The 16,180-nt window shown below is 49.8% G+C and carries 14 protein-coding genes and 1 tRNA gene; 13 read left to right on the top strand and 2 right to left on the bottom strand.

The annotated features are described in order from the left end of the window. Window positions 1–6: 6 nt before the first annotated feature. The 5 genes from FYJ34_RS07170 to FYJ34_RS07190 all read left to right on the top strand — a co-directional run bounded on the left by FYJ34_RS07170 (window position 7) and on the right by FYJ34_RS07190 (window position 5,514). Window positions 7–954, top strand: a complete 948-nt coding sequence (locus FYJ34_RS07170; RefSeq protein ID WP_154477403.1) for an ABC transporter permease — start codon at window positions 7–9, stop codon at window positions 952–954. A 181-nt stretch (window positions 955–1,135) separates the two neighbouring features. Continuing rightward, a complete protein-coding gene (locus tag FYJ34_RS07175) occupies window positions 1,136–2,167 on the top strand; it encodes a zinc-dependent alcohol dehydrogenase family protein (protein WP_235899314.1) in 1,032 nt (343 codons plus the stop codon). A gap of 54 nt (window positions 2,168–2,221) precedes the next feature. Beyond that, complete coding sequence (locus FYJ34_RS07180; protein ID WP_235899315.1) at window positions 2,222–3,352, top strand: ROK family transcriptional regulator; 1,131 nt, start codon at window positions 2,222–2,224, stop codon at window positions 3,350–3,352. 23 nt (window positions 3,353–3,375) lie between these two features. Further along, on the top strand, window positions 3,376–4,908 hold the full coding sequence (locus tag FYJ34_RS07185) for an FGGY-family carbohydrate kinase (protein ID WP_154477405.1): 1,533 nt from the start codon (window positions 3,376–3,378) through the stop codon (window positions 4,906–4,908). Window positions 4,909–5,190: 282 nt separating this feature from the next. Next, entirely contained in the window at window positions 5,191–5,514 is a 324-nt protein-coding gene (locus FYJ34_RS07190) for an FMN-binding protein (protein WP_154477407.1), read from the top strand. Between the two features lie 12 nt (window positions 5,515–5,526). On the opposite strand, the gene FYJ34_RS07195 is transcribed toward FYJ34_RS07190, so the two are convergent. Then, window positions 5,527–6,795 carry an HlyC/CorC family transporter gene (locus FYJ34_RS07195; RefSeq protein ID WP_154477409.1) on the bottom strand — a complete coding sequence of 423 codons (1,269 nt, stop codon included), beginning with the start codon at window positions 6,793–6,795 and terminating at the stop codon, window positions 5,527–5,529. A gap of 223 nt (window positions 6,796–7,018) precedes the next feature. Between FYJ34_RS07195 and murB the strand changes: the two genes are divergently transcribed. From murB to FYJ34_RS07235, 8 genes are all read left to right on the top strand, one after another. Continuing rightward, window positions 7,019–7,927: a UDP-N-acetylmuramate dehydrogenase gene (gene murB, locus FYJ34_RS07200; protein WP_154477411.1), complete on the top strand. Its 909-nt coding sequence runs from the start codon at window positions 7,019–7,021 to the stop codon at window positions 7,925–7,927. A gap of 1 nt (window position 7,928) precedes the next feature. Next, entirely contained in the window at window positions 7,929–8,807 is an 879-nt protein-coding gene (rapZ, locus tag FYJ34_RS07205; protein WP_154477413.1) for an RNase adapter RapZ, read from the top strand. 11 nt (window positions 8,808–8,818) lie between these two features. Next, on the top strand, window positions 8,819–9,694 hold the full coding sequence (whiA, locus tag FYJ34_RS07210) for a DNA-binding protein WhiA (RefSeq protein ID WP_154477415.1): 876 nt from the start codon (window positions 8,819–8,821) through the stop codon (window positions 9,692–9,694). A 16-nt stretch (window positions 9,695–9,710) separates the two neighbouring features. Next, window positions 9,711–9,968 (top strand): HPr family phosphocarrier protein, encoded by a 258-nt coding sequence (locus tag FYJ34_RS07215; protein ID WP_154477417.1) that lies wholly within the window; start codon window positions 9,711–9,713, stop codon window positions 9,966–9,968. An 81-nt stretch (window positions 9,969–10,049) separates the two neighbouring features. Next, complete coding sequence (locus FYJ34_RS07220) at window positions 10,050–10,997, top strand: diacylglycerol/lipid kinase family protein (protein WP_154477419.1); 948 nt, start codon at window positions 10,050–10,052, stop codon at window positions 10,995–10,997. Window positions 10,998–11,060: 63 nt separating this feature from the next. Then, window positions 11,061–12,434 (top strand): sodium-dependent transporter, encoded by a 1,374-nt coding sequence (locus FYJ34_RS07225; RefSeq protein ID WP_154477421.1) that lies wholly within the window; start codon window positions 11,061–11,063, stop codon window positions 12,432–12,434. Window positions 12,435–12,637: 203 nt separating this feature from the next. Continuing rightward, a tRNA-Glu gene (locus FYJ34_RS07230) sits at window positions 12,638–12,709 on the top strand. 317 nt (window positions 12,710–13,026) lie between these two features. After that, window positions 13,027–14,154 (top strand): LPXTG cell wall anchor domain-containing protein, encoded by a 1,128-nt coding sequence (locus tag FYJ34_RS07235; RefSeq protein WP_154477423.1) that lies wholly within the window; start codon window positions 13,027–13,029, stop codon window positions 14,152–14,154. A gap of 119 nt (window positions 14,155–14,273) precedes the next feature. Here FYJ34_RS07235 and FYJ34_RS07240 read toward each other — a convergent pair whose 3' ends face one another. Beyond that, window positions 14,274–15,953 (bottom strand): recombinase family protein, encoded by a 1,680-nt coding sequence (locus tag FYJ34_RS07240; protein ID WP_154477425.1) that lies wholly within the window; start codon window positions 15,951–15,953, stop codon window positions 14,274–14,276. Between the last annotated feature and the right edge of the window lie 227 nt (window positions 15,954–16,180).

Genomic DNA, 16,180 nt, shown 5'->3' on the forward strand with positions numbered 1-16,180 from the left:
TGGATTATGAATAACAAAGTATTGTATCACATCAAGGATAAGGCGATCTGGGTGGTGTTTGTTCTGCTGTTTATCGCGTTTACCATCGCAAATCCAAGATTTATCACACCCAACAACCTGATCACCATTGCGCGTCAGGTTTCCATGTACGGAATCGCATCCATCGGTATGACCTTTGTCATCCTTCTGGGAGGGATCGATCTGGCGACCGGTTCTATCATTACCTTTGTAAATATCCTGTGTGCGTATTTCATGGTGCATAACGGACTGAATATGTATGTGGCCATCCTGCTTTCCCTGGTGGTTGCCACACTGATCGGAACGCTGAACGGATTTATGGTATCTACGGTGGGAATGCCGGCGCTGATCGCAACCTTTGCAACGCAGACGATCTTTGCGGGACTTGCCTACCTTCTCAGTGGCGGAAGCCCCATCAACGGGTTTACCGAGAAGTTTAAAATGATCGGACAGGGGTACGTAGGTCCCATTCCGGTCCCGGTCATCATTATGATCATCTGCTTTGCCGTGGGAAGCTTCATTTTGAACAAGACGTATTTCGGACGGTACTTCTACGCCGTAGGAGGAAATGAGGAAGCTGCCCAGCTGTCCGGGATCCGTGTAGGGCGTGTAAAATATCTGGTATACTCTCTTTCCGGCCTGTTTGCCGGTCTGGCAGGGATCGTAATGCTTTCCAGAACCAACTCGGGTCAGCCGACCGCCGGGATCGGATACGAGTTCGACGTGATCACCTGCGTGGTTTTGGGTGGCGTGTCGGTAACCGGAGGATTTGGAAAGCTTTCTAATGTTATCGCAGGTGTTTTGATCATCGGAGGGCTGACCAACGGAATGGTGCTGATGAACGTAAGCTCCTACACTCAGATGGTGGTAAAAGGACTGGTGCTTGCATTCGCTGTAGGATTTGACTGTATCCAGAAGCGGAAACATTCCAACTAAAAAGAACGAAAAAAGAAAAGGATCTTACAGAAAACTTGACAAGAAAGAACATTGTCAGGTTTTCTTTGCTCCTGGGGAAAATTTTGCGGATCTCGGGAAAAATATGCGTCAGATTATGGAGTAATTTTGAAAAATACAGTATGATAGGAACAGGAAAAAGCTGGAAAAAAAGGAGATGTATATGGAGAAAAGGGTTATGAAGGCGGCGGTCTACCGGGGAAAGGAAGAGATCCGGGTGGAAGAAGTCCCGGTAAGAGAACTGAAGGAAAACGAGGTAATGATCCGGGTAAAATACTGCGGCGTCTGTGGAACGGACGTACACATCTATCATGGAGACGGAGGATCCAGTGCAGTCACTCCGCCGTTGATCCCGGGACATGAATTTTCCGGGATCGTGGAAGCGGTGGGAGAAAAGGTCACGGCCGTGGCGTGTGGGGATCCGGTAACGGGAGATCCGAACGATATGTGCGGAGAGTGTTACTTCTGTAAAAGCGGAAAGCAGCATTTTTGTACCAACAACATCGGGATCGGAACCACCCGGGACGGAGGATTTGCAGAATACGTGATCCTGAGAGAAAAGCAGGTATACAAGGTGCCCGAAGGGATGGATCTGATGGAGGCGGCCATGGCGGAACCCATTTCCTGCTGTCTGCACGGGATCGATCTGTGCAGGATCCAGATGGGAAGCACAGTGCTGGTGATGGGAGGCGGCCCCATCGGCATGATTATGCTGCAGATGGCGAAACTGGCAGGAGCGGCAAAGGTCATTCTCTCAGAACCGGTGGCAGAAAAGAGAGAAATGGCGCTTCGTCTGGGAGCTATCAAGACCATTGACCCTCTGAACGAAGATGTGAAAGAAATGTTGGACGCATATTGCGATAATGTGGATGTGGTGATCGAATGTGTGGGAAGTGTACGGACGCAGGCGGATGCCATTCGATTTGCAGGAAAGGGAGCTACGGTGATGTTTTTCGGGCTGGCTGCTCTGGAGGAGTCCTTTCCACTGCGGCCGGATGATGTCTTTAAAAAGGAGCTGACTGTCACATCATCCTTTATCAATCCGTACACCTTTGAAAGAGCGATACAGATACTGGAGACGGGACAAATCCGACTGAAAGAACTGATCACGACCGTACTTCCGTTGGAAGAGATAGAAAAAGCCCTGACAGATGAGACCTGCCGGAGAGCCGGAAAGGTCATGATCCGACTGTAGGCGCAGGCTGCACGAACAGCACGGGAAAAAGCGGCCTAAAAAGGAGTACACAGGATGGAAAAATTAAGTGCAAGTGAGATCAAGCTGCAGAACCGGCAGATGGTCTACCGCTATATCAGGGAAAATGGGCCGGTATCCAAGCAGGACATCGTGGTGGCGCTGCAGTTGAGTCTGCCTACCGTTACCCAAAACCTGGAATATCTGAAAAAACAAGGGCTGATCGACGCGTCCAGAAAGATCAAGCATACAGGAGGACGGAACGCTACGGCATACACCTACATTAAAAATGCAAAAACTGCTATAGGAGTGTCTCTGACAGCCAATCACATGAGCGTGGTGGCGGTGGATCTGTCCGGGGAAGTGATCGGGCTGGTCCGGGAGAAAGCAGTGTTTGACCTGGGCGATGAAACCTATCTGAAAAAACTGGGGGAAACAGTGGAGCTGGTGAAGGAAACGGCAGGGATCTCCACGGAACGACTATTGGGAGTGGGGATTTCCGTGCCGGGATTTATCTCGGATGACGGCGAGGAGGTCACCTACGGGCGGACCCTAGGATTTACCGGGAGAAAACGTGAGGAGATCGCCAGGTACATCCCCTACAGACATTTTCTGGTGCATGATTCCTATGCGGCCGGATGCATGGAATCCTGGGAAAACCATAGGATCACCAATGCCTTTTACATCAGCCTGGGAAACAGCATCGGAGGCACCGTTATCATTCAGAATGAGATTTATCAGGGAGACAGCCGAAAAGGCGGAGAGATCGGGCATATGACGGTGGTTCCCTCCGGCGGAAAAACATGCTACTGCGGGAAAAAGGGGTGCTTTGACACGGTGTGCCGGGCAACCAATCTGGACACATATACGGATGGAAACCTGGAAGAATTTTTTCTTCGTCTGAAGCAGGGCGATAAGAAAGCGGAGAAAATGTGGAAGGAGTATTTGAACCATCTTTCCCTGGCTATCCATAATATCCGGATGCTGTTTGACGGATCGATCATCCTGGGCGGTTACGTAGGGGCTTACATCGGAGATTATATGGAGCTGCTTTGTCAGAAGGTGGATGCCAGAAATCCATTTGGAGACAAGGCGGAGCAATATCTTCTGGAGTGCCGGTACAAGGTGGAGGCTGTGGCGGCAGGCGCGGCGATCTTTTACGTAGACAGATTTTTAAAAAGCATATAAGGCAGATAAAGGAGGAAGCAGAAATGAACTATTTATTGGGAACAGATATCGGAACATCGGGAACCAAAACCATTCTGATGGACACAGAGGGAAAACTGATCGCACAGGACCTTCAGGAATATGATGTATTGACCCCCAGACCCCTGTGGGCAGAGCAGTGGCCGGACGTGTGGTACGAGGCTACGGTGGAATCCATCAAAAACACGGTTTCCAAGGCGCTGGAGCAGGGAGTAAAGAAGGAAGAGATCAAAGGGATCGCCATCAGCGGACTGTACGGCGGCTCCGGAGTGCCGCTGGATGCAGAGATGAAGCCCATCCGCCCCTGTATGATCTGGATGGATCGGAGAGCAGATGCAGAAACGAAATGGGCGCTGGATACCATCGGGGAAGAAAAGCTGCTGGAGATCACCCACAACGGAGCGGATCCTTACTACGGATATACCAAGATGCTCTGGATGAAGCGCAATGAGCCGGAGAACTGGGAGAAGACAAAGCTGTTCCTTCCGCCCAACAACTATGTGATCTACAAGCTGACGGGAGAAGTGTCCATTGACTATTCTTCTGCAGGAAACATTGGCGGTATTTTTGATATGAATAAGCGGGAGTGGTCCCAGGAAATGCTGGACGCCATGGGGATCCCGGCTTCCATGATGCCGGAAAAGGTGGTGGAATCCACGGATATCGTAGGAGGCATGAAAAAAGAGATCGCAGAAGAAATGGGGCTTTGGGAAGGACTTCCGGTGATCGCAGGAGGAATCGACTGCGGAGCAGCCAATATCGGCCTGGGAGTGTTTGAGTCCGGCGTGTATGCGGCGGCTATCGGAACCTCCATGTGCGCCGCCCTGATCTCGGATAAACCGGTAAAGGGGAAGGGGCTGATCGTTTGGCCATATCTGTATGATGCAAAAAATCTGTCCTATTATTTTGCAGGAGGCAATACGGCAGGCGCTATCGTAAAATGGTTCCGGAACACCCTGTGCCAGTGGGAAATGGAGCAGCAGAAACAAGGCGGCCCCAACCTGTATGACGTATTAAACGGACAGGCGGAAGAGATCCCGGCAGGAAGTGAAGGCCTTCTGGTGCTGCCGTATTTCATGGGAGAGAGAAGCCCGGTATGGGATTCGGATGCAAAAGGCATGATCCTGGGACTGTCTCTGACCCATACCAAGGGACACATTTACCGGGCGTTTCTGGAAGCGGTGGCATATTCTCTGAGAGATGCCATGGAAGCGACGGGAGAAGATCTGGGAGAATACATCCTGCTGGCAGGAGGCGTGACAAAGTCCAAAATCTGGAGACAGATTTTTGCAGACGTTACGGGATATCCGGTGGTTTGCCCCATCTATGACGTGGAGGCCAACATGGGAGATGTGATGCTGGCCGGGATCGGAACAGGCCTTTTGACCTACGAAGAGGTGCAAAAATGGCAGGTGCTGGACAAAAAGATCCTGCCCAACGAAGAAAACCATAAGAAATATAACGAGTACTTCAAGCTGTATAAGAGTACCTATGAACATCTGAAAGAGGACATGAAGGTGCTTACGACGCTTCGATAACCGGAGACAGCCTTGACGGAAGTCAGAGACAACAAGAGATGTGAATCAAAGAAGGCAGCCTGTGGATTCTTTTCACAGAGTTAAAGGTGCAGGAGTCAGAAGAAGAAAATTCTGATGACTGCACTTTTTTTGCGCGTTTTTTCTGCAAAGGGAAAAAACAGAAAGCTCGTAAGTGCAAGAATCGTCGCTTTAGGTAGATACTATCAGATTTAAAAAAAAGAAGGAAGGGTTCAATCTAATTTCAATCTTCGCAGACATAATGAAAAGCGGATAGCCTGCCGGATGATCCGGAGAGAGAAAAAAAGGGGAAAAAGTAGGGATGTCAGAGGAACAACTTCCGTGGAGGTAACGGTAGAAAATGGAACCATCTCGGATGTTACGATTTTGTCTACGGAAGACGATCCGTCGTTTTTTGAGAGAGCAAAAGACCGGGTGATTTCCCAGATCCTGAATACCCAGTCGGTGGAAGTGGATGCAGTGACAGGGGCTACATTCAGCAGCAACGGAATCATGGTGGCGGTGGCAAACGCACTGGACCTGTCCTTTACCAATCCAAACAGCAGTATGCAGCAGGAGGGGCACGGGCAAAGAAAAGGCGGGCAATAGCCCGCCTGCCGTCTATTCGTTTTTATCAGAGCTGTCCGGAAGAAACAAACGGACGTGTTCGATCCGGTTTTTATCCAGCGATTCCACTACCATACGGATGCCATCCTCGGTGGTGATAGCATCGTTTTCCTCGGGGAAGCGATCCAGCAACTCAATGATGAATCCCCCCAGAGAGTCGTAGGATTCGGAAGATAAGTCCAGTCCCAGCCGGTCGTTCAGTTCTTCCAGATTGATGGAAGCCTCCACCACATATTCGGAAGGGGAGATCTGACGGATGAATTCTTCTTCGTTGTCATCGTATTCATCGTGAATCTCACCCACGATCTCTTCCAGAATGTCTTCCAGCGTGATCAGACCGGCAGTTTCCCCATATTCGTCCAAAACGATGGCGATATTGAGGGAAGCCTGGCGCATCTCTACCAGCAGCTCGGAAATGCTCTTGTATTCGTAGGTAAAATAAGCCTCCCGCAGGATATCCCGGATATGAAATTCCCTGGAATTGTCATAGAGAAGAAGGTCCTTCATATTGATGGTTCCCACCACGTTATCGGTGGTCCCTTCAAAAACAGGAAGACGGGTAAACTTGTCCTCCCGGAAGATCTCGATCAGCTCCTGGTAGGTGCTGTCTATGTCTGCGAAAGTCACATGGACACGGGGAACCATCACATCCTTGGCCCTGGCGTCTCCCAGATCAAACACATTGTAGATCATTTCTCTTTCATCCGATTCGATCACGCCGTCCTCATGGCTGACTTCCACAATGGTACGGAGCTCGTTTTCTGTCATGCTCCGATTTCCGGGATCGGCATGAACACGGAAAAGGAACAGGATCCCCCTGGACAGGCCATTGATCACAAAGATGACAGGCGTCATCAGCTTCATATAGACAGAAACGGTGGGAGCATAAAAAAGGGACATCCTCTCTGCATGTAAGGTGGCCATTGTTTTCGGCGTGATCTCGCCAAAGATCAGGATCAGCAGAGTCAGGATCCCACTGGCGATGGCTACCATATGCCCTCCGAACTGGTAAGCCAGACTGGTGGCCAGGGAGGCGGCCGTCAGATTGACGATGTTGTTGCCGATGAGAATAGCGCTGAGCATTTTTCCGGAATGTTCCGTCAGCTGCAGAACAAGATCGGCATGCCGGGTGCCTTCTTCGGCGAGGCTCCTCATCTTGATGCGGTTGACGGTGGTAAGAGCGGTTTCCGCCGAGGAAAACAGGGCGGACAGCACTAGCAGGATCAGCAATATAAGAAATCGTATGACGTCACTGGGGTCCAATTTTTTTCTCTCCTTTTTCTTTACATAGTTAGAGTAACTATAACTGATTTACAGAAAATTTGCAAGATAGGAAAAAAATGGTATAATAAATGAACTGTAGGTTCGGCAGACAGGAGAAGAGTCGGAAGGAACCTGCAAAGAATTGGAAACAGACAGGAAAAACACGTGCCGTACAAGGGGCGAAAGCAGAAAAGCCGGGGCACTTTAGAAAGATGAGGAGCAGATGGACCAGACATTTTTAAGCAGGTTAAAGGAAGAACTGAGAGAGGATCAGATCAGGCAGAGGGAGCCGATGAAAGGCTATGTTACTTTTCGGGTAGGCGGAGAGGCGGACTATTTCCTGCTTCCGGAGACGGAGGAGGAAGTGGGAGAGATCTTGAGCCTTTGTAGAGAATTTGAAATTCCTTATTATATTGTGGGGAACGGAAGTAATCTTCTGGTTTCCGACCAGGGCTACAGAGGCGCGGTGGTGTATTTAAGAAAGCTGCAGCAGATCCGTGTGGAAGGAAATCGGATCCATGCACAGGCAGGAGCGCTGCTGTCTAAGGTGGCGGCGGCAGCCTGGGAAAGCGGTTTGGCAGGGTTTGAGTTTGCAGAAGGGATTCCCGGCACCATCGGAGGAGCCTGTGTGATGAATGCAGGCGCGTATGGAGGAGAACTAAAAGACGTGCTGGAATCGACAGTGGTCCTGACGCCGGAAGGAGAGATCCGCAGACTGTCCCGGGAGGAAATGGAACTGGGCTACCGTACCAGTGTGGTTTCCAAAAAGGGATATGTGGCGCTGGGAGTCACGTTGAAGCTGCAGGAAGGGAATCAGGAAGAAATCGGAGAGCGGATGGCAGATTTTAAACAGCGCAGAGTGACGAAGCAGCCGCTGGAATACCCCAGTGCAGGAAGCACCTTCAAGCGGCCGGAGGGATATTTTGCAGGAAAGCTGATTCAGGATACGGGCCTTCGGGGATTTTCCTACGGAGGAGCCCAGGTATCGGAAAAGCACTGCGGATTTGTGATCAATAGAAAAGATGCTACTGCGGCGGAGGTGTATTCCCTGATCTGCCAGGTATCTGACAGGGTATATGAAAAGTTTGGCGTAAGACTGGAGCCGGAAGTAAAGCGTTTGGGAGAGTTTTAGTATGCGGTTTGTAATTGTGACAGGGATGTCGGGAGCCGGAAAAAGTACGGCGTTGAAGATCTTAGAGGATATCGGATACTTTTGTGTAGATAATCTGCCGGTGCCTTTGATCCCGAAGCTGGCGGAGCTGATCCGGGTGCCGAAGAAGGGGCTGGAAAAGCTGGTGCTGGGAGTGGATATCCGCAGCGGAGCCCATCTGGAAGAGATGAAGCAGGTGTTGAAGGTGTTGGATGCAGAAGAGATTGACTGCAAGATCCTGTATATGGAGTGCAAGGATGAAGTGCTGATCAAACGCTACAAGGAAACCAGAAGAACGCATCCGCTGACAGGAAAAGAGCGGGTAGATAAAGGGCTTATAGAAGAAAGACAGAAGATCGGCTTTTTAAAAGAGAGGGCGGACTATGTGCTGGATACCAGCCACATGCTGACCAGGGAACTGAAGGAAGAGCTGAACCAGATTTTTGTGCAGGATAAGGCGTACAACAACCTGTATATCACCGTACTGTCTTTTGGATTTAAGTATGGGATCCCGGCGGATGCAGATCTGGTCTTCGACGTGCGCTTCCTGCCAAATCCATATTATGAAGAGGAGCTTCGCCCGCTGACAGGCAGTGATACGGCGGTCTGTGATTATGTGATGCAGGACGGGGCGGGAGAGGTCTTTCTGGAAAAGCTGGAGGATCTGCTTCGATTCCTGCTTCCGAAGTACGTGAAGGAAGGAAAGACGCAGATGGTGATCGGGATCGGGTGTACAGGAGGAAAGCACAGATCCGTTGCCATTGCGGGGAAATTACAGGAAAGACTTAGAACCTGCGGAGCCTATGGCGTAAGGACGGAGCATAGAGATGTCGAAAAAGACAGAGTGACGAAAGCAGGATAGCAGGAGGAAAGATGTCATTTTCAGGACAGGTGAAACAAGAACTGGCGCAGCAATATCCCAAAGCAAGACATTGCAGACTGGCGGAGTTGGCAGCCATCACCGGATTTTCCGGAATCCATCCGCCAAAGGAAGAGGAGGAAGCAAAGATCTGCTTCCGTACAGAAAACGCCGACCTTGCAAGAAAGTACTTTACATTGCTAAAAAAAACATTTAATATAAAGGCTGATGTTGCGGTCAGAAAGATGACGGGGGGATGTCAATACCGTATTTTTGCTGAAAAAGAGGGGTTGCACGCCGTTTTTAAGGCGCAGGTACAGTCACCTTGCTGCCGGCGCGCTTACATACGCGGAGCTTTTCTGGCGGCAGGATCTATGAGTGACCCGCAAAAGTCCTATCATTTTGAGATCGTGGCAGAGAGGGAAACAGAGGCCGTGATCCTCCAAAAGATGATGAATCAGTTTGGGCTGGACGCGAAGGTCATCTACAGAAAAAAGGCGTATGTCGTTTACTTAAAAGAGGGAACACAGATCGTAGATGTACTGAATATCATGGGGGCCTGCGTGGCGTTGATGGAACTGGAGAATATCCGTATTTTGAAGGAGATGCGCAACGCCGTGAACCGCAAGGTAAACTGTGAAACGGCCAATATTCACAAGACTGTGTCAGCCGCAGTGAAGCAAAACGAAGACATTCAGTATATTCGAGATACCATCGGGCTTGATGATTTGCCGGAAAGTTTGCGTGAGATGGCCGAGGTGCGCTTGTCTCATCCGGAGGCGTCCCTGAAAGAATTGGGACAGCTGCTGCAGACACCCATAGGAAAATCAGGAGTTAACCATCGGTTACGGAAACTGGGAGAGATGGCAGAAAAGCTGAGAGCGAGATAAGGAGGAGCAATTTACGATGATTAAAAAACCTGTGATGATTCAAAACAACATGGAAATGGAGGACAGGCCGGTGGCACATCTTGTGCAGGAGGCGAGCCAATATGCCAGCCAGGTGTACATCGAAATGGACAATAAGAAGATCAATGCCAAGAGCATTATGGGTATGATGAGCCTGAGACTTCAAAAAGGAAGAGAAGTGGTGCTGATCGCAGAGGGGCAGGATGAGCTGGAAGCGATCGCCGGTGTAGAAGGATTTTTGGCTGCCGGCAATTAAGGACGGCAGAATAGGAAACATACAAGAAAGCGGGGCATGGTATATGCCCTGTTTGTTTTCAGGAAAAGAGGTGAATGAGGCTTGAAGCGTCTGCTCTTTATATATAATCCACAGGCAGGAAAAGGGATTTTAAAGGCAAAGCTGGCGGATGTAGTGGATATTTTTGTCAAGGAAGGATACGAAGTGGTTGCATATCCCACACAGTCCTATCAGGATGCTTATCATAAGATGCTAAGCTGCAACTGGGAGGAGTTTGACCGGATCGTCTGCGGAGGCGGAGACGGAACGATCGATGAGGTGGTAACCGGAATGGTCAGCAGGGGCATCAGCATTCCGCTGGGATATATTCCTACCGGAACCACCAATGATTTTGCTTCCAGCCTTCATATTCCCAGAGATATTCTGCAGGCAGCCAGCAATGCGGTAACGGGAGAACCGTTCCCCTGCGACATCGGAAGATTTAATGACGACGTATTTGTATATATAGCGGCGTTTGGCTTATTTACAGACGTTTCTTACGAGACAAAGCAGGAAGTCAAAAATGTTCTGGGACATCTGGCGTATGTGCTGGAAGGAACGAAAAGGCTGTTTAACATCCCCTCTTATCGGATGAAAGTGACCTGTAACGGAAAAGTAATGGAGGATGAGTTTGCCTTCGGGATGGTGACCAATTCCCGGTCGGTCGGCGGATTTCGCAATATGGTGGGAAAACAGGTGGTGTTTGATGACGGACTGTTTGAAGTGACGTTGATCAAGACTCCTAAAAACCCCATTGCCCTGCAGGAGATCGTGGCAGCGCTGATCTCAGAGCAGGTGAACGCCAAGCATATGTTTTCCCTTAAGGCAGAGAGGATCACCTTTGAATCGCTGGAAGAGATCCCCTGGACGCTGGACGGAGAGTTCGGAGGAAATCATGATCGGGTCCAGATAGAAAACATGAAACAAAAACTGCCCATTGTCGTGCCGAAAAAGCATGTGAAGGATTTGATGGAAAAGCCCTCCGGGAACCTGGAAAAGGAGGGCGCCTAGGAAGCGATGAAAGAAGGCAGTCTGATATAGAAAACACGCAGTATAGAAAGGAAAGAGAGAACGATGGGAAAGAGAGAAAGTTTTTCGTCCCGGCTGGGGTTTATCCTGATTTCAGCCGGCTGTGCGATCGGACTGGGAAATGTGTGGAGGTTCCCTTACATTACAGGAAAATACGGAGGAGGAGCCTTTGTTCTGATCTACCTGTTTTTCCTGCTGGTGCTGGGACTTCCTATTGTGGTCATGGAGTTTGCCGTAGGAAGAGCGAGTCAGAGAAGTTCTGCCACCTCCTTTAATGTGCTGGAACCGAAGGGGAGTAAGTGGCATATCTTCCGGTATTTTACCATGGCGGGAAACTACCTTCTGATGATGTTTTACACGACGATCGCAGGCTGGATGCTGGCGTACTTTTTCAAGATGGTAAAAGGAGAATTTGCGAAGGCAGACACCAAGCAGATCGAAGGGATCTTCGGCAGTCTGGTTTCCAACCGAAATGAAATGCTGTTTTGGATGGTGGCGATTTTCGTCATTGCTTTTGTCATCTGCTCCCTGGGGCTGCAAAAAGGAGTAGAAGGAATTACCAAGGTTATGATGACCAGCCTGTTTGTGATCATGATCTTTCTGGTAATAAAGTCCGTGACGCTTCCGGGAGCTCTGGAGGGAGTAAAATTCTACCTGCTACCGGATCTTCAAAGGCTGAAAGAGGCGGGAATCAAAGAGGGGATTTTTGCGGCGCTGGGACAGGCGTTTTTCACACTGAGCGTAGGACAGGGAGGTCTGGCGATCTTCGGAAGCTACCTGGGAAAAGACAGAAGCCTGGCGGGAGAAGCAGTCAGTATCACGGCTCTGGATACGTTTGTGGCGGTTATGGCAGGCCTGATCATTTTTCCGGCATGCTTTGCCTTTGGAGTCAATCCGGGAGGCGGGCCGGGACTGGTGTTCATTACGCTGCCCAATATCTTTCGGGATATGGCAGGGGGACGCATCTGGGGATCCCTGTTCTTCCTGTTCATGACATTTGCAGCTTTGTCCACCGTTATTGCGGTGGTGCAGAACATTATCCAGTATGGAAGAGATCTGTGGGACTGGTCCTTGCGGAAGTCTCTTTTGATTAACGGAGTGGCGTTGGTCCTGCTGAGTATCCCTACCGTGCTGGGACTGACAGACTGGGCGGGATTTACCGTTCTTGGAAAAAACATTATGGATCTGGAGGATTTCATCGTGAGCAACAATGTGCTCCCGTTGGGCTCCCTGGTATACCTGATGTTCTGCGTCAGCAGATACGGATGGGGCTGGGACAACTTTATCGCAGAGGCCAATGCAGGGAAGGGGCTGAAATTCCCGACGGCGAAGGCGGTAAGATTTTACCTGACCTTTATCCTTCCATTGATCGTGCTGGTGATCTTTGTTCAGGGATATATGAGTATGATGGGAAAATAGGCAGGGCTTGTCAGATCCGATACGGAAGACGGACCTGCCGGACAGAAAAGACAACCTGCTGCGGGAGGAAGAGCCAAAAAAGGCTTCCTCCCGCGGTTTTTTCGGACAAGGGGAACTCTTGAGAAGCCACTTGAGAAATCTTATGTAAAAAAATCTTGCATATTGTATTATGATTTGTTATACTATCTAGGCATGAATGATTTGGCTCCATGGTCAAGCGGTCAAGACGCTAGCCTCTCACGCTGGAATCAGGGGTTCGATTCCCCTTGGAGTCACTAAGAAATAGTCGCGGAGTTGATTTGCGATTATTTTTTTGTGCGCAGGAAATGGTGCCCTATGCAATGATATGCTATCAGATTTTTCCTCTTAGGAGGGGAAGAGGCAATGTCCGTGCTGACAGACAACACTGCTGAGGGGGACTAAAGAGGCGGTTTTTAAGAAAAATTTCACAAAAATCTATAAAACAGTGGAAATCCCCCTCTTGACAGGGTATAATGACAAAAACAGTCGGAGTTTGTCTGTTTGTGAATGCAAGTTGAAGCCGAATGAAAACAATCGGATACAACAATATAGGAAAGAAAGGGAGAGGATTATGAGAAACAAGAAATTAGCAAAGAAATTGTTCGCGGCAGTTTTGACGTTTGCCTTGGTTGGTGGAGTAGTGACTCCGCTTGTGAATGTGCGTGCGGAAGAAGGAACCCCCGCAGCAGGGACGGAGGCGACAGCGCCGGCAGCAGAAAATGCAGCTGTGACAGAGAACGATGCTGCGACAGGAGCAGAGGCGGCACCGGCAGCAGAAAACGATGCGGCTGCCCCGGTAGCAGAAAACAATGCGGTTGCCCCGGTAGCAGCAAACGGACAGAATGCAACAGAACTTCCGGGAGACCTTTTGGTAGGCGAAGACACGGAGCACGACAAGGTATATGAGACGACGAAGGATGCGGAAGTAGCTTTTACAGGAGCGCTGTATGTTTCCAAGGTGAAAGAGCAGATGAAAAGCATAGAACAGCAGATCGGAGTTCCGGCAGCAGCTTTCCCGATGATCCAGTTGTCTGATGTGAAGACAGAGTTTGTTGCAACCCTCCTTCTTCCGGAGGAAATGGAGTTTGTAAATCCTAAGGGAACTTTGGTAGAAGGCGGCGCGTTTGAGGCAACGGATGTGATCGTAGATGCGGGCAAGAAGGTTGTGACTGTTAAAATGCAGCTGAAGGATGCTGCAACGATCAACACCTACCAAAAACTGCGGGATGCGATCATGGGAACACCGGATGTGCTGAAGGTAGTTGTGACCGGAGCAAAGTTTACGGCAGATGCAAAACCGGACACCAACTACACAGTAGTGGGTAGGGTGGATGGAACGATGAGTGCGAAAGCTACCCTCTATGGGAATCAAATGCCGTTTGACTTTGAATGGGAGGCAGTACAGCATACGGATGGAAAAGATGTGGTAGCGTCCGACGACAAGACGATTCAGTTTACGCTGAAGTATGTGGAGAAAGCGCCGGAACCACAGCCGGAGCCAAGTGTAACACCGACTCCGCAGGAGGATAAGAAGCCGGCAGCAGAGACAAAGAAGACCACCAAAAAAGTTGTGAAGGAGAAGAAAGCAATGGCTCCGAAGACGGGAGATCATGCAAATCTTCCACTGTATGGCGGACTGGCTGTTGTATCTATTCTGGCAGTTGGCGGCGTGGTAGCGGCAAAGAAAAAAAGAGGATAATTTGCTGAGATCCGGGGACCCGGGTTTGTAGCAGGAAGAAAAAGGCAGGCAGAAGTCCGCATTCACTTAAGGACGAAAGGTGCTCAAAAAGGATACGGCATAGTTTACGATCATATAGGCTATGCCGTTTCTTTTTGCGTTTGTTGTGGGATATCGACCACACCGATAAAGTTCCACCAGATGACCAAGGTCTGCTTTTTTGTCCGTGTACCGGGGACTTTCTCCGGTTTCTTCACCTCAATCTTCTCCACGAAAGAGCGGATGATCTCTGCTGTGAGTTCCGTAATGTCCGTATACCGGCGCACCATTCCCAAGAAGGAATCTACATTCAGGCGTTGCTCCCGAGCCTCCGCAATAGCCGCCTCCAGTTCTGAGACTCTTGCTTCCAATTGTTTCTGCTCGGTTTCGTAGGTAGCGGACATTCGGAAAAAACGGTCGTCGGATATTTTTCCGTCGAGGTTATCCTCGTAGAGCCGCTGCATGATACTATCCAGCTTCTTGATGCGTTCTTTCGCCTGAACAAGTTCCTTGCTGCTGCTACGCATCAGGCGATTGAGTTCCTTTTCGTTCTGCTTCGTGACCAGTTCTACAAATTCCGTTTCATGGGAACGTGCATAAGCCGTAATGCTCTTTAATTGCCGAAGCAGGATCTCTTCCACCTGGACATTGTGGATTTGGTGGGGAGAACAAAGCCCTTGCCCTTTTCGGTAGGATGCACAGGTGAAGTACTCTTGTTCGTGTTTCCAGCCCCTCGCTCTGACTTGGTACAGTTTGGCTCCGCAGTCGGCACAGAACAGTATTCCGGAGAGTATCGGCATCTCACCGATCGGAGTAAGTCTTCTGCGCCCTTCCCGAATACGCTGGACGATATCGAATGTTTCCTGATCAATGATCGGTTCGTGGGTATTCTCAAAGATCGACCATTCGGAAGGATCGTTCCACACGGTCTTTTTGCACTTGAAGGACTTCCTTCTTGTGCGGAAATTGACTGTATGGCCCAAGTATTCGGGCTTCATCAGCAAGTCGGCTATGGTGCGTTGCTGCCAGAAGCCGGGCTGTTCCGACTGCTTTGCGGGCGTCTTGATTCCAAGCGTATGCATATGTTCGGAGGGCGTCGGAATGCCACGGCGCATCAGTTCTTTCGAGATCTGCGAAGGGCCTTTTCCGGCAACGCACATTTTAAACATTTCCTGTACTACCGGTGCCGCCTCCGGGTCTATGATCCAATGGTGTTTGTCATTGGGGTCTTTCAGATAGCCGTAAGGCGGATTGGTAGTCAGCGGTTTACCGGAATTTCCTTTAGCGCGGAACACAGCCTTGACTTTCTTGCTGGTGTCTTTGGCGTAGAACTCGTTAAAAATGTTGATGAACGGCGTCATGTCGTTCTCCATCTGATTTGCACTGTCTACACCGTTGTTGATGGCGATGAAGCGGATATCGTTGTTCGGGAACACCATCTCCGTGTACATACCCACCTGAAGATAGTCCCTTCCCAATCGGCTCATATCCTTCACGATAATGGTACCGATACGCCCTTCGTCGATCATGCCGAGCAGGCGTTGCCAGTCCGGGCGGTCAAAATTGGTTCCGCTGTAACCATCGTCTACGAAATAAGCCGTGCTGGTGAATCCGTGATCGTCGGCATACTTTTTCAGGATAGCTTTCTGGTTCACGATGCTGTTGCTTTCGCCCTGTAGATCATCGTCACGGGACAGCCTGCAGTAAAGAGCGGTGACCTTGTCTCCTGCGACAGAGAAAGACGGCCTGTTTGTTTTGGAAACGCTGATGTTCATTTTCATAATAATTCTCCTTTCCGACCGTCTTCAAGCGGTACTACATATTCCCGTACTGTCGCAGAAAAAGCAAGTTATTTCTTCAATGTTTATTTGAATTTTGAGATAACTTTTCCGGAGCTGATGTGCAGTTGCCCAGGATCAGTTTTTTGACCTTTTCAAAAGCAGTTTCCCTTGCAGAATCGCTTTGTACGGAGATGACCGTGAACAGAGTGTTGCCCACGGCCATTTCC

It is taken from the genome of Suipraeoptans intestinalis (assembly GCF_009696485.1).
In the GTDB taxonomy this organism is placed as follows: Bacteria; Bacillota; Clostridia; order Lachnospirales; family Lachnospiraceae; genus Suipraeoptans; species Suipraeoptans intestinalis.

What these genes read in the sequence shown, in the direction of transcription:
- FYJ34_RS07170 (WP_154477403.1), top strand. Translation starts at nt 7, where the DNA reads ATGAATAACAAAGTATTGTATCACATCAAGGATAAGGCGATCTGGGTG.
- FYJ34_RS07175 (WP_235899314.1), top strand. Translation starts at nt 1,136, where the DNA reads ATGGAGAAAAGGGTTATGAAGGCGGCGGTCTACCGGGGAAAGGAAGAG.
- FYJ34_RS07180 (WP_235899315.1), top strand. Translation starts at nt 2,222, where the DNA reads ATGGAAAAATTAAGTGCAAGTGAGATCAAGCTGCAGAACCGGCAGATG.
- FYJ34_RS07185 (WP_154477405.1), top strand. Translation starts at nt 3,376, where the DNA reads ATGAACTATTTATTGGGAACAGATATCGGAACATCGGGAACCAAAACC.
- FYJ34_RS07190 (WP_154477407.1), top strand. Translation starts at nt 5,191, where the DNA reads ATGATCCGGAGAGAGAAAAAAAGGGGAAAAAGTAGGGATGTCAGAGGA.
- murB (WP_154477411.1), top strand. Translation starts at nt 7,019, where the DNA reads ATGGACCAGACATTTTTAAGCAGGTTAAAGGAAGAACTGAGAGAGGAT.
- rapZ (WP_154477413.1), top strand. Translation starts at nt 7,929, where the DNA reads ATGCGGTTTGTAATTGTGACAGGGATGTCGGGAGCCGGAAAAAGTACG.
- whiA (WP_154477415.1), top strand. Translation starts at nt 8,819, where the DNA reads ATGTCATTTTCAGGACAGGTGAAACAAGAACTGGCGCAGCAATATCCC.
- FYJ34_RS07215 (WP_154477417.1), top strand. Translation starts at nt 9,711, where the DNA reads ATGATTAAAAAACCTGTGATGATTCAAAACAACATGGAAATGGAGGAC.
- FYJ34_RS07225 (WP_154477421.1), top strand. Translation starts at nt 11,061, where the DNA reads ATGGGAAAGAGAGAAAGTTTTTCGTCCCGGCTGGGGTTTATCCTGATT.
- FYJ34_RS07235 (WP_154477423.1), top strand. Translation starts at nt 13,027, where the DNA reads ATGAGAAACAAGAAATTAGCAAAGAAATTGTTCGCGGCAGTTTTGACG.
- FYJ34_RS07240 (WP_154477425.1), bottom strand. Translation starts at nt 15,953, where the DNA reads ATGAAAATGAACATCAGCGTTTCCAAAACAAACAGGCCGTCTTTCTCT.